The following is a 20,795-nucleotide window of genomic DNA, read 5'->3' as shown; positions in this document are numbered from 1 at the left end:
TCAATCGGTTTCCCCCGCGGGCCCGACCTCTCGCAGGGTTGCGGGTCTGAAACACGCGGTGATAGACCGCTCGGGACCGGCAACAGGGGGTTCCATGGGCCAGTATCCGACGTTCTTCGACCGCGACGAGCTCTTGAAATGTGCCCGTGGCGAACTCTTCGGAGAGGGCAACGCCCAGCTTCCCGAACCCCCCATGCTGATGATGGACCGCATCACCGACATCTCGGAGGATGGCGGCCTGCACGGCAAGGGCCACGTCGTGGCCGAATTCGACATCACGCCGGACCTGTGGTTCTTCGACTGCCACTTTCCCGGCAACCCGATCATGCCCGGCTGCCTCGGGCTCGACGGGCTCTGGCAGCTGACGGGCTTCAACCTCGGCTGGCGCGGCTGGCAGGGGCGGGGCTACGCGCTGGGCGTGGGCGAGGTGAAACTGACCGGCATGGTCCGGCCCGACCGCAAGAAGCTGACCTATTTCGTGGATTTCACCAAGGCGCTCCAGACGCGCCGCCTGACGATGGGCGTGGCCGATGGCCGCGTCGAAGCGGATGGCGAGGAGATCTACGTCGTCAAGGACATGAAGGTCGCACTCAGCGCAAGCTGAGTTGGCCGAACTCAGGAGAACGCCCATGATGCGTCGCGTCGTCGTCACCGGGATCGGGATCGTCTCGCCCATCGGAAACACACCGGACGAGGTCGAGGCGTCGCTCCGCGCGGGCCGCTCCGGCATCACCTTCGCCGAGAAATACGCCGAGCACGGCTTCCGCAGCCAGGTCCACGGCATGCCCGACATCGTGGTCGAGGATCATATCGACAAGCGCAACCTGCGCTTCATGGGGCCGGGCGCGGCCTACAACTTCATCGCGATGGAGCGGGCCATCGCGGATGCGGGGCTCGAGCCGGACGAGGTCTCGAACGAGCGCACGGGCCTCGTGATGGGGTCGGGCGGGCCATCCACCTCGAACTTCTTCACGGCCTTCGACACCGTGATCTCAAAGGGCAGCCCCAAGCGGATGGGCCCCTTCATGGTGACCCGCTGCATGTCGTCGACCAACTCGGCCTGCCTCGCCACGCCCTTCGGCATCAAGGGCGTGAACTACTCGATCACCTCGGCCTGCACGACGTCGCTGCATTGCATGGGCAACGGGGTCGAGCAGATCCAGTTCGGCAAGCAGGACATCGTCTTCGCGGGCGGCGGCGAGGAGGTGGACTGGACGCTGTCCTGCCTCTTCGACGCGATGGGCGCGATGTCGTCCAAGTACAACGACGCGCCCGAGACGGCCTCGCGCCCCTATGACGCCACGCGCGACGGCTTCGTCATCGCGGGCGGCGCGGGCGTCGTCGTCCTCGAGGAGCGCGAGCGCGCCATCGCGCGGGGGGCCACGATCTACGGCGAGGTCACGGGCTACGGCGCCACCTCCGACGGGGCCGACATGGTGGCCCCCTCGGGCGAGGGCGGCGAGCGGGCAATGCGCCTCGCGCTAAGCCAGATGCCCGAGGATCGCACCATCGGCTACGTCAACGCCCACGGCACCTCGACCCCGGTGGGCGACATCAAGGAGATCGTGGCGCTGCGCAACATCTTCGGCGACGGCAACACGCCGCCGGTCGGCTCGACCAAGTCGATGACCGGCCACAGCCTCGGCGCGACCGGCGTGCAAGAGGCGATCTACTCGATGATCATGATGAACAAGGGCTTCATCGCCCCCTCGATCAACGTCACCGAGCTCGACCCCGAGCTGAAGCCGTCCGAGATCAACACCGAGCTGCGCGACGGCGTCGAGATCGACAGCGTGTTGTCGAACTCCTTCGGGTTCGGCGGCACCAATGGCACGGTCATCATCTCGAAGCACCGGGCCTGACGCCATGGACATGCAGGGCAAGCGCGGACTGATCATGGGCGTCGCCAACGAACGCTCGATCGCGTGGGGCATCGCCAAGGCGCTGGCCGATGCCGGCGCGGAGCTGGCCTTCACCTACCAGGGCGAGGCCTTCGGCAAGCGCGTCGCGCCCCTGGCCGAAAGCGTGGGCTCGACCACCCTTCTCGACGTGGACGTCACCGACGACGCCTCGCTCGACGCGGCCTTTGCCGAGCTCGAGGCGGGCGGCAAGCTCGACTTCGTGATCCACGCCATCGCGTTTTCCGACAAGACCGAGCTGACGGGGCGCTTCGTCGACACGAGCCGCGCCAACTTCAAGCATTCGCTCGATATTTCCTGCTACAGCCTCGTCGAGGTGGCGCGGCGCGCCCGGCCCCTGATGACCGAGGGCGGCACGATCCTGACGCTGACCTTCGACGGCTCGCAGCGGGTCATGCCCTTCTACAACGTCATGGGCGTCGCCAAGGCGGCGCTGGAATCCGCCGTCCGCTATCTCGCGGCCGATCTCGGGCCCGAGGGCATCCGCGTCAACGCCGTCTCGCCCGGCCCGATGAAGACCCTCGCCGGGGCCGCCATCGGGGGCGCGCGAAAGACCTTCCGGCACACCGAGGCGAACGCGCCGATGCGCGCCAACGCGACGCTGGAAGCCATTGGCGGAACGGCACTTTACCTGTGTTCGGACGCGGGCGCCTGCACGACCGGTGAGGTCATCCATGTCGATGGCGGCTTCCATGTCATGGGCATGCCGAATCCCGACAACCTCTAGGGCCCGGTTTCCGCCGCAGCGACGGTCGGAGGGGTTTCGCGGGACCGTCGTCGTGGCTGCCCCATCCTTGACGTTTTTCGGGGTATTTTTCTCAAAACCTGCCCCAAAATCGGCAAGGTGTCGTGGGATACGGGCTTCGAGACGTTCGAAAACCCGAGATCCTGACCCGATGCTGACCCGACTGAACCACTTCCTGAGCGACGAGACCGGCGCGGTGACGCTGGACTGGGTCGTGCTGACGGCAGCGCTCGTCGGGACCGGGCTCGCGGTGATGAACACCGTCAGCCAGGGCGTGCAGACCGTGTCGGTCGACACGGCCGCCCAGCTCCGCGGACAGGTCATCGAAGCGTCCTTCGGGTCCGATTACTGCTCGGGCGGTCTGGCCGGGCTGCAGGCCCGCGAAGACGCCCGCGTCGCCGCCGCCGGTGGCACGCGCATCGATGTCGACCACTTCATGAGCACCTATCACGCCGACCAGACCGACACCGCGCTGCTGGCCGAACATACCCGCCTGTCGCAGGCGCTGGGCTCGGGCGACGACTGGACGCGCGAGCGGACGGTTCTGTCGGCGCTGGAATGCGAATTGGTGCTGCGCGGCCTCGACTAGACCCGGCCCCCATGCGACCGTGCGCCCGACCGCATTCCGGGGGGCATCCATGGCCATCGACACCTGCATCTTCGACGCCTACGGCACCTTGTTCGACGTGACCGCCGCCGCTCGTCACGCCGCCGACGACACCCCCGCGCTGACCGATATCTGGGCGACGCTCGCCGCCGACTGGCGCGACAAGCAGCTGCAATATACTTGGCTGCGCGCCGTCAGCGGCGATCATTGCGATTTCTGGCAGGTCACCGGCGACGGGCTCGACTGGGCGATGGAGAAGGCGGGCCTGTCGGATGCCGCGCTACGGGACCGGCTGATGAACCTCTACTGGGAGCTGGCCGCCTACCCGGAGGTGCCCGACATGCTGGGCGCGCTGAAGGACGCGGGTCGTGCCACGGGCATCCTGTCGAACGGGACGCCCGAGATGTTGCAGGCCGCGACCGCCTCAGCCGGGATCGGCCGCCTGCTGGACCACGTGCTCTCGGTCGAGAGTGTCGGCATCTACAAGCCGTCGCCCAAGGTCTACGACATGGTTGGCCGCGCCTTCGGATGCGAGGCGGGCGACGTCCTCTTCGTGTCGTCGAACGGCTGGGACGCGGCGGCGGCGCAGGCCTACGGCTTCCGCACCGTCTGGGTGAACCGCGCGGGCCTGCCGATGGACCGGCTGCCGGGCCGCCCCGATCACGTGCTGGACGACCTCGAGGGCCTGCCCGCGCTGGTGGCGTCGCTCTGATGCCGGAGTTCCGCACCTCAGACAATCTGCGTCTCTGGTACGACGACACGGGCGAGGGCGACGGCCCGCCGATCCTGTGCCTCTCGGGCCTGACCCGCAATTCGACCGATTTCGACTACGTGATGCCCTATCTCGTCAGCGAGAACCGGGTGATCCGGCTGGACTACCGGGGCCGGGGCAAGTCCCAGCGCGCGCCCGACTGGAAGACCTACACCATCCCGACTGAGGCGCGCGACGTGCTCGAACTGATGGCGCATCTCGGGCTCGACCGCGTCGCCATCCTCGGCACGTCGCGGGGCGGGCTGATCGCGATGTCGCTGGCCCTGATCGCCAAGGACCGGCTGGCGGGCGTCTGCCTCGTGGATATCGGGCCCGTGCTGGACCCCGCCGGGCTGGAGGTGATCCAGGATTATATCGGCAAGAACCCCGATGCCGCGACCTATGAGGCCGCGACCGCGATCCGCGCCTCGCTCATGGCCGGGTTCGAGGGCGTACCCGAGGACCGGTGGCGCGAGGAGGTCGAGAAGCACTACCGCGAGACCGAGGACGGGCTCGTCATCAATTACGACCCCAAGCTGCGCGATGCCGTGCTGGAGGCGGGCGCGCAGCCGATGCCCGATCTCTGGCCGCTCTTCGATGCGCTGGAGGGCGTGCCGCTGGCCTGCATCCGGGGCGCGAACTCGGACCTTCTGTCGCCCGAGACGCTGGCCGAGATGGCGCGCCGCCGCCCCGACATGATCGTGGGCGAGGTGCCGGGGCGCGGCCACGTCCCCTTCCTCGACGAGCCGGAGGCGCTGGAGGCGCTGAACGAATGGACGATGCTGCTCTGACCCCCGTCACCCGGCGCGATGTCGAACGGGCCGCCGCGCGGATCGCGGGCCATGCCGTCCGCACCCCGCTTCTGAACGCGCCGTCGCTCGACGCGGCCTTCGGGCGGCGCATCCACGTCAAGGCAGAGTGCCTGCAGAAGACCGGAAGCTTCAAGTTCCGCGGCGCCTTCAACGCGCTTTACCAGACCGAAGGCGACGTGGTGGCGTTCTCGTCGGGCAACCACGCGCAGGGCGTGGCGCTGGCCGCGCGTATCCTCGGCAAGCGGGCCGTGATCGTCATGCCCTCGGACGCGCCCGAGGTGAAGATCGCCAACACGCGGGGCTACGGCGCCGAGGTCGTGCTCTACGATCGCGCGACCGAAGACCGCGACGCGATCGGCGCGCGGCTGGTCGAGGCGCGCGGCCTGACCCTGATCCGGCCCTATGACGAGCCGTTGGTGATCGCGGGGCAGGGCACCTGCGGCCTCGAGATCGCCGAGGACCTGCCCAACGGTGTCAAGGAGGTGCTGGTCTGTTGCGGCGGCGGCGGTCTGTCGTCGGGCACCGCGCTGGCGCTGGAGGGGCGCGCGACCGTCCGCACGGTCGAGCCCGAGGGTTTCGACGACGTGGCCCGGTCGCTCGCCTCGGGGCGGATCGAGCGGAACGCCCGGCTGACCGGCTCGATCTGCGACGCGATCCTGACGCCCGAACCGGGTCGGATTACCTTCCCGATCCTCGCGCGCCTCTGCGGCCCCGGCCTCGCGGTCAGCGACGACGAGGCGCTCCGCGCCATGGCGCTCGCCTGGACGCATCTCCGGATCGTGCTGGAGCCCGGCGGTGCGGTCGCGCTGGCGGCGGGGCTGTTCCATCACGACGGCGACGTGGCGGTCGTGGCCTCGGGCGGAAACGTGGACCGGGACGTGTTCGCGCGGGCGCTGGCCTTGGTCTGACACACGGACTCGGATCAGGTCGGTCTGTCGTTCCGCGCCCGGCCGCTGCCGGACGACGCGCCCAACGCGGCGGGGTCCGGCCCTTCCTGGCCTACGGCCGCGTCCGCCGGTCGTGCCCTTCGGAACAGCGTCCAGCTCACCGCCATCAGCGCGCAGGCGGCGAGGAAGGGGGCGCCGGGGAAGTGGCGCTCGCCTTCGGTCGCCACGCTGAACAGCCGCGTCATCAGGAGCGGCGAGATGATCGCCGCGACCGCCGTGATCGAGGCCAACACGCCCTGCAATTCGCCCTGCTGATCGTCATCGGCGATGCGGCTGGCGAGGCCTTGCAGCGCCGGGGCCACGATCGCGCCCAGGGCCGAGAGCGGCGTCAGCAGCAGCATCAGCCATCCATGCGGGACGAACGCCACCATGACGAGGATCACGGCATTATAGGGCAGGAACCACGCCAGCGTCCGGCGTTCGCCCAGACGCGGCACGATCCAGCGGATCAGCACCCCCTGCACGACCACCATCGAGATGCCGTAGGCGGCGAGCGACAGGCCGACCATCGCCTCGTCCCAGCCGAAGGCGGATTGCGTGAAATAGGCCCAGACCGCCGGATAGACCCAGTTCGCGACCTGGTAGAAGAACCAGACCACCATCAGCGCGCCGAGGCCCGGCAGCTTGCCGATGGCGCGCAGGCCGCCCAGCGGGTTGGCGCGGCGCCATTCGAAGGCGCGCGGGCGGCGCAGCGTCTCGGGCAGGACGATCAGCCCGAAGGCGAGGTTTGCGCCCGACAGGATCGCCGCCGCCCAGAAGGGCGCGCGCGGGCCCCACTCGGCCAGAAGACCGCCCGTCGCAGGTCCCAGCACGAAGCCCGCCCCGAAGGCCGCCGAGATCAGGCCGAAATTCTGCGCCTTCTTTGCCGGGTCCGAGATGTCGGCCATGAAGGCGTTGGCCGTCGACATGGTGGCCGCCGCGATGCCCGCCACGATGCGCCCCACGAGGAGGAGCCAGAGCGATCCCGCCAGCGCCATGACGATGTAGTCGACGAAGATCACCGCCATCGACAGGAGCAGGACGGGCCGCCGGCCGAAGCGGTCCGACAGGTTGCCGATCGTGGGCGAGAAGAGGAACTGCATCAGCGCGTAGGACGAGGACAGCACGCCGCCCCAGATCGCCGCCTGCGCCAGGTCGGCGCCCTGGATCTCGCGCAGGAGCGACGGCATGACCGGAAGAATCAGCCCGATCCCCATCGCCTCGATCACGATGGTCGCCACGATGAAGATCACGGGGAGGGTGGGGGCCGCACCGGGCCGGGTCGCGTCGGTCATCGGCCGACCCTAGCGCGCGGGTGCGGGTTGGGCGAGGCGGGAAAACCCTACCGTGACCTAACGGCAGCCGCGAAGGCGCGGGCCTGCGCCGGGGCCTCGCCCCATTGCCGCTCGGGCGTGTAATCGGCGGGGTCGTGCCCGGCCTTCTCGATCAGCGAGCCGCCGTCGGTGCGGATCTCGGCGGCCCAATCCTTCACACGGGCCTGCGCGTCGGCACGCGGCGGGCCCAGCGCGAAGCTGATTGCCTCGGCGTGGATCAGGCCGGTCGGATCGTCAACGCCCGCGCGCATCGCAGCCGGGTCCGCGACGATCTCGGCCTCGACCAGCAGGGTCAGCCCGCGGGCGGTGCCCACGACCATCTGCGGCAGGGCCAGCCCTTCGGCGAACCACGCGCCGCCGTCGCGCTGGTCCCAATGGGGCGCGTCGAAGGCCCCTGCCAGCGCCGCGCCGTGGATCGCGAGGCCGTGGATCGTGGCCGGGCCGACGGGGTTCGCCTTTTGCGGCATCGTCGAGGAGGCGCCGCCGCCGCCCAGCCGCACGGTCCCGTCCCGCGTCAGGAGGAGAAGGTCTACCGCGACCTTGTCGCAGGCCAGAAGCGCAGCCCTCAGCCATGCGGCGAGGGCCCGGATCGCGCTCCGCTCGGCATGGGACGGCGCTTCGGTCAGGCCGAGGCCCAGCGCCTCGGCCATATGCGCGCGCACGGCCGGACCATGGTCCCCCATCACCGAAAGGGTGCCTGCGGCTCCCGCCAGCGTCACGACCTGAACGCGCGCACGCACCGCGTCGAGCGCATCGCGGCATGCGAGAAGCCCGTGCCCCCAGATCGCGACCATCGCGCCGAAGCTCGTGGGCGTCGCGACCTGCCCGTAGGTCCGGGCGGCGATGGGCGTCTCGGCATGGGCGTCGGCGAGGTCCGCAAGCGCGGTCAGCACCGCGTCGAGCCGCGCCTCGATCAACCCGAGCGCCTGACGCAGGCGCAGCGCGAACGACGTGTCGATCACGTCCTGGCTGGTGGCGCCGTGATGGATCCAGTTGGCGTGCTCGGGCGCCTCCATCGCGGCGCGGAACGCCGCCACGAGGTCGGGGACCGGGATGCCGTTGGCCGCCGTGCCTGCGGCCAGCCCGGCGGGGTCGATCTGCACCTCCATCGCGGCGCGGTGGATCGCCTGCGCCGAGACCTCGGGGATGAGGCCCGTGGCCCCCTGCGCGCGGGCCAGTGCGCCCTGGACGATCAGCATGGCGCGGATCTCGGCGCTGTCCGAGAACAAGCGGGCCACGTCGCGATCGGCGTATTTCGCGCCGTGCAGCGCGCTGTCGAAGGGCGAGACGGTCACGGCAGGAACCCCGTCAGCAGGCGCGCGAAGGCGTCGGGTGTCTCGACCGGCGGCAGATGGCCGGCGCGGGGGATGATCTCGAACCGGGCGCCGGGGATCAGGTCCGCCGTCTCGCGCACGAGGTCGGGCGGGGTCGAGCCGTCCTCGGTCCCCGCGATGGCCAGCACCGGCAGCCGAAGCCCGCTGGTCACGGTGAAGAAATCCGTGCCCGCGATGGCGGCGCATCCGGCGGCGTAGCCCACGGGATCGTTCGCCACGAGCCGCGCGCGCCACGCTGCGAAGCCCGGTGTCGCGCGGAAATCGCGCCCGAACCAGCGGTCCATCGCGCCGTCGGCCACGGCCTCCATCCCGCCGGTGCGGACGGCCTCGGCCCGTGCGTCCCAGAGGTCTGGCGTCCCGATCTTGACCGCCGTGTTCGACAGCACCAGCCGTTCGATCAGGTCGGGCCGCTTCACGGCGAGGCCCTGCGCGATCATCCCGCCGATCGAGAGGCCGACGAAGGTGGCGGCCGCGACACCTGCCGCCTCCATCACGGCCTCGGCATCCGAGATCAGCATTCCCATCGAATAGGGCCCTTCGGGCACGTCCGAGCGTCCATGTCCCCGCTTGTCCCAGCGCAGGATCCGAAGATCATCCGGCAGGTGCGGCAGCACGTCGTCCCACATGCGCAGGTCGGTCCCGAGGCCGTTGGCGAAGACGACCGGACGCCCATCCTCGGGGCCCGTCACCTCGGCATGGAGCGCCGTCCCGTCCCGTGCCGCGACCCTCACAGCGGCAGGCCCACGTAGTTCTCGGCCATCACGGTCTGCGCGGCCTGCGAATGCTCCAGATAGTCGATCTCGGCCTCCTTCATGCGCCGCTCGAACGCGCCGTCCTCGGGGAAGCGATGCATCAGCGTCGTGAACCACCACGAGAAGCGCGTCGCCTTCCAGACGCGGGCCAGCGCGCGGTCGGAATACGTGTCCAACCCGTCACTCTCGCCGCCATAATGCCGGATCAGCGCGTCCGAGAGATAGGCCACATCCGACATCGCGAGGTTCAGGCCCTTGGCGCCCGTGGGTGGCACGATATGCGCCGCGTCGCCGACGAGGAACAGGCGGTTCCAGCGCATCGGCTCGGCCACGAAGGACCGGAGCGGCGCGATGGATTTCTCGATGGACGGGCCGGTCTGCATCGCCTCGGCCACGTTGGCGGGCAGGCGGCGGCGCAGCTCGTCCCAGAAGGCGTCGTCGGTCCATTTGTCCAGGGGATCGTCGACGGGGGCCTGGATGTAATAGCGGCTGAGCCCCGCGTTGCGCATGGACGCCAGCGCGAAGCCGTTCTCGTGGTTGGCATATATCAGCTCCTCGGCGGCGGGGCGGGTGCGCGACAGGATGCCCAACCAGCCGAAGGGATAGACCCGCTCGACCGTGCGGATGACATCGGCAGGGATGGCGGCCCGCGAGACGCCGTGGAACCCGTCGCAGCCCGCGATCCAGTCGCAGTCGATCCGATGCGTCGCGCCGTCCTTTTCGTAGGCCACGTGCGGCGTGCCGTCCGCGTCGTGGATCGCGACCCCTTCGGCCTCGTGGACGATCGTCGTGCCCGCCGCGTCGTGGGCGGCATAGAGGTCGGCCGTCACCTCGGTCTGGCCGTAGACCATGACCTGCCGGGCGGTCAGCGCCTCGAAATCCACGCGGAAGCCGTGGTTGCGGGCCGCGACCCATGTGCCGCCATGGGGGAAGCCCTCGGCCTCCATCCGCGCGCCGACACCGGCTGCCCGCAGCATCTCGACCGTCCCGGCCTCGAGCACGCCGGCGCGGATACGGCTTAGCACGTAGTCCCGGCTCCGGCGTTCGAGGATGACGCAATCGACGCCCGCGCGGCGCAGGAGATGCCCGAGCATCAACCCCGATGGCCCGCCGCCGATGATGCAGACCTGCGTTCTCATCCCGCCCACCCCGTCGTTGCAAACGCATTGATGGCCGCAAGGGGGGTTGCGCGCAAGGCGCGGGCGCGGTTCCGTCCATGCAAGCGCGGACGGAGAGAGCGATGCGAGACGTGAAGGCGGCCGTCTGCCGCGAATTCGGGGCACCTCTGGCGATCGAGACCGTGACCCTGCCGGATCCGGGCTTCGGCGAGGTGCTGGTCGAGATCGAGGCGGTGGCGATCTGCCATTCGGACATCACCTTCATCGACGGCGGCTGGGGCGGCGACCTGCCGGCGATCTACGGCCACGAGGCGGTGGGCCGGGTGGCGGAGGTGGGCGTCGGCGTACGGGACCTTGCGCCCGGCGCGCGGGTGCTCGTGACGTTGATCCGGTCCTGCGGGGCGTGCCCGTCCTGCGCAGGCGGGCGGCCCACGCAATGCGCGACGCCGGGCGCGGGCGCACAACCACGCTCCGGGGAGGCGACCGTCGTGGCTGCGATGAATTGCGGCGCGTTCGCCGAGGCCGTGGTCGTCGACCAGAGCCAGCTTGCCCCGGTGCCCGACGACATCCCGGCGGCGGCGGCCTGCATCTTGTCCTGCGGGGTGGTCACGGGGCTGGGCGCGGTGGTCAACACGGCGAAGGTCCGGCCCGGTGACTGGTGCGTGGTGATCGGCGCGGGCGGCGTGGGCCTGAACGCGATCCAGGCGGCGCGACTGTCGGGGGCGGCGCGGGTCGTCGCGGTCGATATCAGCGACGAGAAGCTCGATGCCGCGCGCGACTTCGGCGCGACGGACACGGTCCTCGCGGGCAGCGACGGGCGCGCCGCGATGCTGGACCTCGGGCGCCTTGCGGACCACGTGTTCGTCACCGTGGGCGCAGGGCCGGTCATCGACGGCGCGCTCGACTGGCTTGCACCGCATGGGACGGCCTATCTCGTCGGGATGCCGCATTCGGGCACGGTCGGGCATTTCGACCCCGTATCGGCCAGCTATTTCGGGCAGGGCCTGCGCGGCACGCGGATGGGCGACGTGGTGCTGCGCCGCGACATCCCGTGGCTTCTGGACCTCCATGCACAGGGGCGGCTGATGCTCGAGGAGCTGGTGTCGGAGACCTTCCCCCTCGACCGGATCAACGACGCCATCGCCGCGACCCGCGCGGGGCAGGGGCGGCGCAACGTGGTGGTGCTGTGAAGCTCGCGGATCTCGAGATCTTCGTCGTCGCCCCGCCCGCGCCGGGCTGGGGCGGGCGCTACTGGATCATCCCCAAGCTGACGACGGCCTGCGGGATCACGGGCTACGGCGAGGTCTATGCCTCCGCCGTGGGTCCGGGCGCGATGCGCGCGGTGATTGCCGACGTCTTCGCGCGGCACATGGAGGGCTGTGACCCGGAAAACATCGAGCTGATGTCCCGCCGGGTCTGGGGCTCGGGCTTCACCGGGCGACCGGACCCGACCGTCTGGGGCGGGTTCGCCGGGCTGGAGATCGCGTGCTGGGACATCCTCGGCAAGGCCCGCGACCGGCCGGTCTGGGCGCTGCTCGGGGGCAGGCTGAACGACCGGCTGCGGGCCTACACCTATCTCTACCCGGATGCGGGCATGGGTGACGCCTTCTGGACCGCCCCCGAGATGCAGGCCGAGGTCGCGGCGGCCTGCGTCGCCGAAGGCTGGACCGCGCTCAAGTTCGATCCCGCGGGGCCCTACACGATCTTCGGGGGGCACCAGCCGGCGCGCACGGATATCGCGCTGTCGGTGGCGATGTGCACTGCGATCCGGGGGGCGGTCGGCGACCGGGCGGACCTCTTGTTCGGCACCCACGGCCAATTCACGGCCGCGGGTGCGATCCGGCTGGGCCGCGCGCTCGAACCCTACGATCCGCTGTGGTTCGAGGAGCCGGTGCCGCCGGACAATCCCCATGCCATGGCCGAGGTGGCGCGCGCCGTGCGCATCCCCGTGGCCGGGGGCGAGCGGCTGTGTAGCCTGTCGGAATTCGCGACGCTCCTGCGGCTGGCCGGCGCGGCGATCTGCCAGCCCGCGCTGGGGCGGCTGGGCGGGATCGCCGAGGGAAAGAAGCTGGCGGCGTTGGCGCAGGGCTTCGGCGCGCAGCTGGCACCGCATCTCTACTGCGGACCGGTCGAGTTCGCGGCCTCGGTGGCGCTGGGCGCGACGATTCCGAACCTCCTGATGGTCGAGGCGATCGAGACCCCGTTCCATCACGCGCTGGCCTCGGGTCCGGTGGTCGAGGCGGGGTTCGTCACGCCCTCGGACGCGCCGGGCCTCGGGATCGCGTTCGACGAGGAGCTGGCCCGGGCGCATCCCTATACGGGCGACCGGCTGCATCTGGAGATGTCGGAGGCGCCCTGCGACTACGCGCGGGGCAACGCGTTCACGGGCGGGGCGAGCGACTAGGGCGGGGGTCTCAGCAGCACTGCGCCGGACGAGCGGACTCGGGACGGGTGCCGCTGCCTGTTTCGGCGCAGCGGCGCAATCGGACGGGATACCCCGCACCGACCGCCGTGGCGGGGATCGGTCCGGCGTCCAAGCTCTCGATCGGGTGTTTTGGGGATGAAACCGGCGCCGCACCTTGTCGGGGCGAACGGGCGATCCCGGCGGTGAAATCGCCGGTCCCTGGCCCCCGGAAGGGGCCCATGCGCACGGGCGGGAGGCCCGTCGTCTCAGTCGTGTCGCGACGGAAATGGTTGTCCGGTCGAGCGGTTAACGACCCGTGAAGAAGCGGCGGAAAAATTCCGGAATTTTCCGCGCGCCCCGTGGCGGAGGTCAGGCCTCGTCGCCGCGACGTTCCTCGAAGCTCATCTCGATGAAGGACGGGACGTGGTCGCCCAGGCCCACGACCTTCGGGCCGCGATCCTCGCGATCGCGTCCGCGACCTCCGCGCGAGCGGCGTCCGCCGCCATCGCGGCCACCACCGTCGCGATCCCGTCCGCCGCCGTCACGACCGCCATCGCGATCGCCGGTCGCGCGGGCCGGTTCACGCTCATGGCGCTCTTCGACAGGGGCGGCGACGGGCGCCGCCTCGGCGGCCTCGACCGTTTCAGCCGGCGCGTCGGACGCGTCGTCGCTCCGGTCCTCGGCCGGCGTCGCCCGGCTCCGCGTGCGCGAGCGGGACCGGCTCTTGCGCTCGGGCTCCTCCTCGTCGCGCGGCTCGGTGCTCAGGGCGTCGCCATTGCCGCCGGGGGCCGTCCACGGGTTCTCGCCGCGCGGGATCTTGGCATCCACCAGCCGCTCGATCGCGTCGAGATACTTCTCGTCGGACGGCACCGACAGCGTGTAGGCCGTGCCGGTCTTGCCGGCGCGGCCCGTCCGGCCGATGCGGTGGACGTAATCCTCGGCATGGCTGGGCACGTCGAAGTTGAAGACATGGCTCACGTTCGGGATGTCGAGGCCGCGCGCGGCCACGTCGGAGGCCACGAGGAACCGGACCGACCCGTCGCGGAAGCCGTCGAGCGTGCGCGTGCGGTGCGACTGGTCGAGATCGCCATGGATCGGTTCGGCGTTGTAGCCGGCCTTCTTGAGGAACTTCGCCACCACGTCGACCTCGGTCTTGCGGTTGCAGAAGATGATCGCGTTGCGGCAGGCCTCGCCGTCGCGGTTGATGATCGCGCGCAGGATCTCGCGCTTGTCCTTGGCGGCGTAGTGGCGGTTCTTCGGCGTGTGCTCGACGAGGACCTGGGTGATCGTCTCGGAGGTCGAGTTCTGGCGCGCCACCTCGATCTTCTCGGGGTTCGAGAGGAACTTGTTGGTGATCCGCTCGATCTCGGGGGCCATGGTGGCCGAGAAGAACAGGGTCTGGCGCGTGAAGGGCGTCATCTCGAAGATGCGCTCGATATCGGGGATAAAGCCCATGTCGAGCATCCGGTCCGCCTCGTCGACGACCATGATCTCGACGCCGGTCAAGAGAAGCTTGCCGCGCTCGAAATGGTCGATCAGGCGGCCGGGTGTGGCGATCAGCACATCGACGCCCCGGTCGATCAGCTGGTCCTGCTCCTTGAAGCTGACCCCGCCGATCAGGAGCGCCTTCTTCAGGCGGTTGCCCTTGGCATAGGTGTCGAAATTCTCGGCCACCTGCGCGGCGAGTTCGCGGGTCGGTGCGAGCACGAGGCTGCGCGGCATCCGGGCGCGCGCCCGGCCCTTGGCCAGCATCGTGATCATCGGCAGCGTGAACGCCGCCGTCTTGCCGGTGCCCGTCTGGGCGATGCCCAGCACGTCGCGGCCTTGCAGTGCGGGCGCGATGGCGCCGGCCTGGATCGGTGTGGGGGTCGTGTAGCCGGTGGCCTCGATGGCCTTGAGAACCTTCGGATCGAGGTTCAGGTCGGAAAAGCTCGTCATGTGCGTCCTGGTTGGAGGCGCGGGCCGCATTGCCGGCACCTCGAGGGATGGGGTGGGACGCGCCCTCTGCGTCCCTCGGATCGTCATGCCGCCCGGCGGCATGTCCTGTCGTCTGCCCGTCATGGGCGCGGCACCGGTAACAAAGCGCCGGTGCTGGGTCAACGCCGCCCATATCGGCGGGCGGATGGTCCCATGCAAGGGGAACGCCATGGCCCGCCGGCGGGTTGCATCGGGGCAGACCCACGAAAAGGACAAACCATGCCCGACAAGAATGCATCCGCCCACTGGGAAGGTGGCCTCAAGGATGGCCGCGGAACCGTGTCCCTGGAAAGCGGCGCGCTTGATGCGCAGCCCTACGGCTTCAACACCCGCTTCGAGGGCAAGGTCGGCACCAATCCCGAGGAGCTGATCGCCGGCGCGCATGCGTCCTGCTTCTCGATGGCGCTCTCCATGATCCTCGGGGAGGACGGGATGACGGCCAGCGCGATCGACACCAAGGCGCGCGTGACGCTGTCCGAGGTCGATGGCGGCTTTGCGGTCACGAAGTCGCATCTCGACACGACGGTCTCGGTGCCCGGCGCCGATGCCGATGCCGTGCGCGCGGCCTGTGAGACGGCCAAGGCGAACTGCCCGATCTCGAAGCTTCTGGATTGCGAGATCACGATGGACGCCACCATCGCCTGAACGGGCGCAGCCCCGCGTCGCGGGCCGTCAGAGGCCCGCGACCAGCCCCGGCAATTCGCCCAGATGCGCGATACGCCGATAGCGCGCGGCCCCTTGGGGCGCGTCCGCGCGCTCCAGCTCCCATTCGATCTCGGACGGGCAGAAGACGCCCCATGCCCCCGCCTCGATCGCGGGGTTCACGTCCGACTTGAGCGAATTGCCGACCATCAGCGCGCGGCCCGCCCCGTCGCCATGGGCGGCAAACGCGCGGGTATAGGTCGCGGCGGTCTTGTCGCTGACGATCTCGATCCCGTCGAAAAGCTCGCCCAGACCCGATTCCGCCAGCTTGCGCTCCTGGTCCAGCAGATCGCCCTTGGTGATGAGCACGAGCGTATGGTCGGGGGCCAGCGCGCGCACCGCGTCCTCGGCATGGGGCAGAAGATCGACGGGATGGGTCAGCATCTCGCGACCGGCCGCGAGAAGATCGGCGATGACGGCACCGGGGACGCGGCCATCGGTCACCTCGATGGCGGTCTCGATCATCGAGAGCACGAATCCCTTCACGCCGAACCCGTAATGCCCGAGGTTCCGGCGCTCCGCCGCCAGAAGCCGCTCGGCCAGGTGACCCGGCTCGGCATGGTCGCGCAGAAGGTCCGCGAAGCGGTCCTCGGTGAGACGGAACACCGTCTCGTTGTGCCACAGCGTGTCGTCGGCATCGAAGCCGATCGTCGTAACCGTCATCTCGGCCGCGCCCTTTCCCTTCGGGGGTCCGTTCCTATATGACCCGGTCAATCCTCTGCCACAGGACGCCCGCCCATGCGAACCGAAGTCATTGCCATGGCCGATACGCCGGACGACGACGGCGATGTATCGGTCGCGATCAAGACCAAGCCGAAGACCGCCAAGCCGCCGCTCTACAAGGTGCTGCTGCTGAACGACGATTATACGCCGATGGAATTCGTGGTGATGGTGCTCGAAAAGTTCTTCTCCATCGGGCACAGCCACGCGGTCGAGATCATGTTGACGGTCCACAAGAAGGGCCTCGCCGTGGTCGGCGTCTTCAGCCACGAGATCGCCGAGACCAAGGTCGCGCAGGTGATGGATTTCGCGCGCCGCCACCAGCACCCGCTGCAATGCACCATGGAGAAGGAGGACTAGTCCTCCGCCGCCCCTCGCATGGACGAACGCCTCTCCCTCGCCCTCGCCCGCGGGGCCGTGACCCTGCCCGAGGGGCCGGTCCTGTTGCTGCGGCCGCCAGCCGATCTCTCCTTCGACGAATTGCCGCTGGAGGCCTGCACGGGCACCCACGGCTTCCGCCCCGCCCATGACGCGCTCGCCGCGCGCGGGCTGGCGATGGCCGACGCGCCCGAGGGGCCGTTCGCGGCGGCGGTGGTCTTCGTGCCCCGCGCCCGTGCGCTGGCACTCGACCTGCTCGCGCAGGCGATCGGTGCGGTCGGGGTCGGGGGGCTGGTGGTCGTCGACGGCGCCAAGGCCGACGGGATCGAGGCGATCCTCAAGGCCGTGCGCGCCGCGGCCCCGGTGGGCGAGGTGATGTCGAAGGCGCATGGCAAGGTCTTCGCCTTCGCCGCTCCCGATGCCGTACCCGAGGGCTGGGCCGCCCAACCGCGGCAGGTGGATGGGTTCGTCACCGCGCCCGGCGTCTTCTCGGCCGACGGGATCGACCCCGGATCCGCGCTGCTGGCGGCGCATCTGACGGCGCTGAAGGGCCGGGTCTGCGATCTCGGGGCGGGCTGGGGATATCTCGGGCGGACGGTGCTGGCCTCGGAGGCGGTCACCGCGCTCGATCTGGTCGAGGCCGAACGCGCCGCGCTCGACTGTGCGCGCCTCAACGTCACCGATCCGCGGGCCGCGTTCCACTGGGCCGACGCGACGGTCTGGACCGGGGGGGCTTACGACACCGTCATCTCGAACCCGCCCTTTCACGCGTCGCGGCGCGCCGATCCGGATCTCGGGCGGGCCTTCGTCTCCGCCGCCGCACGTCTGATGGCCCCGTCGGGCCGCTTCCTGATGGTGGCCAACCGCCACCTGCCCTACGAGGCCGCGCTGGAGGATGCCTTCGCGGAACGCTTGGTCATCGAGGAGCGGGACGGCTACAAGGTCGTCCAGGGCCGCAAGCCGCGGCGCGCCGGGAGAACGAGATGAGCCTGAGCATCACGGGCAAGACCGCGATCGTCACCGGCGCGGCCAACGGCGTCGGCCTTGCCATCGCGCGGCACTTCCTCGCGCAGGGGGCGAACGTCATGTTCGCCGACCGCGACGAGGAGGGGCTGGCCACCGAAGTCGGCGCGGCCCAGACCGAGGACGGCGCCACGGCGCGCTACTTCGCGGGCGACCTGCGCGAACGGCTGACGGTCGCGAACCTCCTGTCGGCCACGCTCGACGCCTTCGACCGGGTGGACGTGCTCGTGAACGCGTCGCGCCAGATCATGGTGACCGACCCGCTCGACCCCGAGGACGGCTCGGTTTCGGCGCTGCTCGAGCAGAACCTGATGACACCGCTGCGGCTGAGCCAGGCCGTGGCCAACCGCATGATCGCGCAGGCCGAGGCCGATGGCGACGACGAGGGCATGATCGGCGCGATCATCAACGTGGGCTCGATCGCCGGGCGCCGGACCCAGCCGGAGCTTCTGGCCTATTCGGTCAGCGCCGCGGCGCTCGATCAGGCGACGCGGTCGCTGGCGGTTTCGCTGGCGGCCAAGCGGATCCGGGTCAACGGGCTGGCCGTGGGCTCGGTCATGTCGGCCAATCTCAAGTCGCGCCTGAAGGAGGTCGAAGGCCTTCGCCAGGACATCATCGACGCGACGCCCATGGGCCGCATCGCCGCCCCGGCGGAGCTGGCCGAGGCGGTGCAATTCCTCGCCTCGGACGCGGCGGGGTTCATGACGGGCCAGATCCTGACGGTCGATGGCGGCCGCACCCTGATCGACCCGGTCGTCCAGCCCGCCTATTGAGGCCGCGGCGCGGATCCGGCTTCGGCTGAGGCGTCGCACCATGGGGGCTTCGGCGGGATCGGAATCCTGCTAGATGCGGGCCATGACCCACGACATCGACGATCTCGCCGCGCTTCATGCGCTCTACGGAACGCCCGGCCGCGCCTCGATCGACAAGGTGGCGGATCACGTCACGCCGCTCTACGGGCGGTGGATTGCGGCGGCACGGTTCTGCATCCTCTCGACCGTGGGGCCCGAAGGCACAGATGCCAGCCCGCGCGGCGATGACGGCCCGGTGGTGGCGGTGGCCGATCCGCGCACGCTTCTGCTGCCCGACTGGCGGGGCAACCAGCGGCTTGATTCGCTGCGCAACATCGTCCGCGACGGGCGCGTGTCGCTGATGTTCATGGTGCCGGGGTCCGACAATGTCGTCCGGGTAAACGGCACCGCGCGTCTGACGACCGACCCGGCGATCCTCGAACGGTTCGAGGATCGCGGGCGCGCGCCGACCTGCGTGGCGGTAATCACGGTGGCCGAGATCTACAGCCAATGCGCCCGCGCGATCATGCGCGCCGGTCTCTGGGGATCCGCGCCGGCGCCCGACCTCCCAAGCGTCGGCGACCTTCTGGCCGAACAGGACGCCGGCTTCGACGGCGCGGCCTACGATGCCGACTGGCCCCTGCGGGCCGCGCGGACGATGTGGTGACGCGCGCGCCCTGGCGGAGCCCTAGCGGATTGCGCGTCGCAACCTGACCAGCGCCGTGGCGGTCAGTCGGATCGTGCCCTCGATCAGTTCGGCTTGGCGGCGGAATGCGTGCATCGGCCCCTCCTGTCTCGAATCGCCCAGAAGTCTGCCCGACCGATCGTCTCCAATCGGTTAAGGCCGCGCGATGGACGCCGCCGTCGCCCCTGCCTATATGCGCGACATGCTCGACAACGCCCCCACGCTCCCGCCCGAGATCGGCCGCCGCCGGACCTTCGCGATCATCAGTCACCCGGACGCGGGCAAGACGACGCTGACCGAGAAATTCCTGCTCTATGGTGGCGCGATCCAGATGGCCGGACAGGTCCGCGCCAAGGGCGAGGCGCGGCGCACGCGGTCGGATTTCATGAAGATGGAGCAGGATCGCGGCATCTCGGTCAGCGCGTCCGCCATGTCATTCGACTTCCACCGCGGCGCGGACGAGTATCGCTTCAACCTCGTGGACACGCCGGGCCACTCGGACTTCTCCGAGGACACCTATCGCACGATTACCGCCGTCGATGCCGCCGTGATGGTGATCGACGGCGCCAAGGGCGTGGAGAGCCAGACCCAGAAGCTCTTCGAGGTCTGCCGCCTGCGGGACCTGCCGATCCTGACCTTCTGCAACAAGATGGATCGCGAAAGCCGGGACACGTTCGACATCATCGACGAAATCCAGGAGAACCTCGCCATCGACGTCACCCCGGCCTCCTGGCCCATCGGGGTCGGGCGCGATTTCCTCGGGTGTTACGATCTTCTCCACGACCGGCTGGAGCTGATGGACCGCGCGGATCGCAACAAGGTCGCCGAAAGCGTGTCGATCAGCGGGCTGGACGATCCCAAGCTCGCCCAGCACATCCCTGCGGACCAGCTCGCGACCTTGCGCGAGGAGGTCGAGATGGCGCGCGAGCTGCTGCCCGCCTTCGACCGGGACGCGTTTCTCGAAGGATCGCTGACGCCGATCTGGTTCGGCAGCGCGATCAACAGCTTCGGCGTGCAGGAATTGATGACCGGGATCGCCGAGTACGGGCCGGCGCCCCAGCCGCAGCGCGCCGAGCCCCGTCAGGTGTCGGCCGATGAGACGAATGTCACGGGGTTCGTCTTCAAGGTGCAGGCCAACATGGACCCCAAGCACCGCGACAGGGTGGCCTTCGTGCGGCTGGCCTCGGGGCATTTCGAGCGGGGCATGAAGCTGACGCATGTGCGGTCGAAAAAGCCGATGGCGATCTCGAACCCGGTCCTGTTCCTCGCCGCCGACCGGGAGCTGGCCGAGGAGGCCTGGGCCGGCGACATCATCGGTATTCCGAACCACGGCCAGTTGCGGATCGGCGATGCGCTGACCGAGGGCGAGGCGCTGCGCTTTACCGGCATCCCGTCGTTTGCGCCCGAACTGCTGCAGGGCGTGCGTGCGGGCGACCCAATGAAGGCCAAGCATCTGGAAAAGGCGCTGATGCAGTTCGCCGAGGAGGGGGCTGCCAAGGTCTTCAAGCCCGCGATCGGTTCGGGCTTCATCGTCGGCGTGGTGGGCGCGCTGCAATTCGAGGTGCTCGCCAGCCGGATCGAGCTGGAATACGGCCTGCCGGTGCGCTTCGATCAGTCGCAGTTCCAATCCGCGCGCTGGCTCTCCGGCCCGAAGGACGCGGTCGAGGCCGTGATCGCGAAGAACCCCCAGCACATCGCCCATGACAACGATGGCGACCCCGTCTTCCTGACGCGCCTGCAATGGGACATCGACCGCATCGAGCGCGACCACCCGGAGGTCACGCTGAGTGCCACGAAGGAGATGATGTCGTGACCGG

21 protein-coding genes are annotated in these 20,795 nt (G+C 69.8%); 15 read left to right on the top strand and 6 right to left on the bottom strand.

The window, feature by feature from the left end:
* Positions 1–94 precede the first annotated feature (94 nt).
* The 7 genes from fabA (at position 95) to Q0833_RS13470 (ending at position 5,742) form a co-directional block, all read left to right on the top strand.
* Positions 95–604 (top strand): bifunctional 3-hydroxydecanoyl-ACP dehydratase/trans-2-decenoyl-ACP isomerase, encoded by a 510-nt coding sequence (gene fabA / locus Q0833_RS13500; protein WP_298435757.1) that lies wholly within the window; start codon positions 95–97, stop codon positions 602–604.
* Positions 605–632: 28 nt separating this feature from the next.
* Positions 633–1,862, top strand: a complete 1,230-nt coding sequence (gene fabB / locus Q0833_RS13495) for a beta-ketoacyl-ACP synthase I (RefSeq protein ID WP_298436874.1) — start codon at positions 633–635, stop codon at positions 1,860–1,862.
* Between the two features lie 4 nt (positions 1,863–1,866).
* On the top strand, positions 1,867–2,646 hold the full coding sequence (locus Q0833_RS13490; protein ID WP_298435754.1) for an enoyl-ACP reductase: 780 nt from the start codon (positions 1,867–1,869) through the stop codon (positions 2,644–2,646).
* Between the two features lie 169 nt (positions 2,647–2,815).
* Complete coding sequence (locus Q0833_RS13485) at positions 2,816–3,253, top strand: hypothetical protein (RefSeq protein ID WP_298436928.1); 438 nt, start codon at positions 2,816–2,818, stop codon at positions 3,251–3,253.
* Positions 3,254–3,302: 49 nt separating this feature from the next.
* Positions 3,303–3,983 (top strand): haloacid dehalogenase type II, encoded by a 681-nt coding sequence (locus Q0833_RS13480; protein WP_298435751.1) that lies wholly within the window; start codon positions 3,303–3,305, stop codon positions 3,981–3,983.
* The gene (locus tag Q0833_RS13475; protein WP_298435749.1) at positions 3,983–4,813 is read left to right on the top strand and encodes an alpha/beta hydrolase; all 831 of its coding nucleotides are present in this window, start codon (positions 3,983–3,985) and stop codon (positions 4,811–4,813) included. Before Q0833_RS13480 ends, Q0833_RS13475 begins: the two co-directional genes overlap by 1 nt.
* Positions 4,795–5,742 carry a threonine/serine dehydratase gene (locus tag Q0833_RS13470; protein WP_298435746.1) on the top strand — a complete coding sequence of 316 codons (948 nt, stop codon included), beginning with the start codon at positions 4,795–4,797 and terminating at the stop codon, positions 5,740–5,742. Before Q0833_RS13475 ends, Q0833_RS13470 begins: the two co-directional genes overlap by 19 nt.
* 14 nt (positions 5,743–5,756) lie before the next feature.
* On the opposite strand, the gene Q0833_RS13465 is transcribed toward Q0833_RS13470, so the two are convergent.
* From Q0833_RS13465 to pobA, 4 genes are read right to left on the bottom strand one after another with little or no spacing between them, the layout of a single operon-like run.
* Positions 5,757–7,055, bottom strand: coding sequence for a TCR/Tet family MFS transporter (locus Q0833_RS13465; protein WP_298435743.1), 1,299 nt, complete (start codon positions 7,053–7,055; stop codon positions 5,757–5,759).
* Between the two features lie 47 nt (positions 7,056–7,102).
* Positions 7,103–8,389 (bottom strand): lyase family protein, encoded by a 1,287-nt coding sequence (locus Q0833_RS13460; protein ID WP_298435740.1) that lies wholly within the window; start codon positions 8,387–8,389, stop codon positions 7,103–7,105.
* The gene (gene pcaD, locus Q0833_RS13455; RefSeq protein WP_298435737.1) at positions 8,386–9,159 is read right to left on the bottom strand and encodes a 3-oxoadipate enol-lactonase; all 774 of its coding nucleotides are present in this window, start codon (positions 9,157–9,159) and stop codon (positions 8,386–8,388) included. Before pcaD ends, Q0833_RS13460 begins: the two co-directional genes overlap by 4 nt.
* A complete protein-coding gene (gene pobA / locus Q0833_RS13450) occupies positions 9,156–10,319 on the bottom strand; it encodes a 4-hydroxybenzoate 3-monooxygenase (RefSeq protein WP_298435733.1) in 1,164 nt (387 codons plus the stop codon). Before pobA ends, pcaD begins: the two co-directional genes overlap by 4 nt.
* 101 nt (positions 10,320–10,420) lie before the next feature.
* Between pobA and Q0833_RS13445 the strand changes: the two genes are divergently transcribed.
* Both Q0833_RS13445 and Q0833_RS13440 read left to right on the top strand, forming a co-directional pair.
* Positions 10,421–11,488 carry an alcohol dehydrogenase catalytic domain-containing protein gene (locus Q0833_RS13445; RefSeq protein WP_298435730.1) on the top strand — a complete coding sequence of 356 codons (1,068 nt, stop codon included), beginning with the start codon at positions 10,421–10,423 and terminating at the stop codon, positions 11,486–11,488.
* Positions 11,485–12,702, top strand: coding sequence for a mandelate racemase/muconate lactonizing enzyme family protein (locus Q0833_RS13440; protein ID WP_298435727.1), 1,218 nt, complete (start codon positions 11,485–11,487; stop codon positions 12,700–12,702). The genes Q0833_RS13445 and Q0833_RS13440 overlap by 4 nt, the downstream gene beginning before the upstream one ends.
* 369 nt (positions 12,703–13,071) lie before the next feature.
* On the opposite strand, the gene Q0833_RS13435 is transcribed toward Q0833_RS13440, so the two are convergent.
* Positions 13,072–14,640 carry a DEAD/DEAH box helicase gene (locus Q0833_RS13435; RefSeq protein ID WP_298435724.1) on the bottom strand — a complete coding sequence of 523 codons (1,569 nt, stop codon included), beginning with the start codon at positions 14,638–14,640 and terminating at the stop codon, positions 13,072–13,074.
* Between the two features lie 258 nt (positions 14,641–14,898).
* On the opposite strand from Q0833_RS13435, the gene Q0833_RS13430 reads away from it, so the two are divergent.
* On the top strand, positions 14,899–15,324 hold the full coding sequence (locus tag Q0833_RS13430) for an OsmC family protein (protein WP_298435721.1): 426 nt from the start codon (positions 14,899–14,901) through the stop codon (positions 15,322–15,324).
* Positions 15,325–15,351: 27 nt separating this feature from the next.
* On the opposite strand, the gene Q0833_RS13425 is transcribed toward Q0833_RS13430, so the two are convergent.
* Complete coding sequence (locus Q0833_RS13425) at positions 15,352–16,044, bottom strand: HAD family hydrolase (RefSeq protein ID WP_298435718.1); 693 nt, start codon at positions 16,042–16,044, stop codon at positions 15,352–15,354.
* A gap of 75 nt (positions 16,045–16,119) precedes the next feature.
* On the opposite strand from Q0833_RS13425, the gene clpS reads away from it, so the two are divergent.
* The 5 genes from clpS to Q0833_RS13400 all read left to right on the top strand — a co-directional run bounded on the left by clpS (position 16,120) and on the right by Q0833_RS13400 (position 20,791).
* Positions 16,120–16,461 (top strand): ATP-dependent Clp protease adapter ClpS, encoded by a 342-nt coding sequence (clpS, locus tag Q0833_RS13420; RefSeq protein WP_298435709.1) that lies wholly within the window; start codon positions 16,120–16,122, stop codon positions 16,459–16,461.
* Between the two features lie 18 nt (positions 16,462–16,479).
* The gene (locus Q0833_RS13415; protein WP_298435706.1) at positions 16,480–17,466 is read left to right on the top strand and encodes a methyltransferase; all 987 of its coding nucleotides are present in this window, start codon (positions 16,480–16,482) and stop codon (positions 17,464–17,466) included.
* Complete coding sequence (locus tag Q0833_RS13410) at positions 17,463–18,275, top strand: SDR family oxidoreductase (RefSeq protein WP_298435703.1); 813 nt, start codon at positions 17,463–17,465, stop codon at positions 18,273–18,275. The genes Q0833_RS13415 and Q0833_RS13410 overlap by 4 nt, the downstream gene beginning before the upstream one ends.
* Before the next feature lie 82 nt (positions 18,276–18,357).
* The gene (locus tag Q0833_RS13405; protein ID WP_298435698.1) at positions 18,358–18,960 is read left to right on the top strand and encodes a pyridoxamine 5'-phosphate oxidase family protein; all 603 of its coding nucleotides are present in this window, start codon (positions 18,358–18,360) and stop codon (positions 18,958–18,960) included.
* 211 nt (positions 18,961–19,171) lie between these two features.
* On the top strand, positions 19,172–20,791 hold the full coding sequence (locus tag Q0833_RS13400; protein ID WP_298436871.1) for a peptide chain release factor 3: 1,620 nt from the start codon (positions 19,172–19,174) through the stop codon (positions 20,789–20,791).
* Positions 20,792–20,795: the final 4 nt, after the last annotated feature.

Origin of the sequence: uncultured Jannaschia sp. (genome assembly GCF_947503795.1) — a bacterium.
GTDB lineage: Bacteria > Pseudomonadota > Alphaproteobacteria > Rhodobacterales > Rhodobacteraceae > Jannaschia.
Note: the sequence above shows the minus strand (reverse complement) of the source record. Positions and strands in the feature narration are given on the sequence as shown.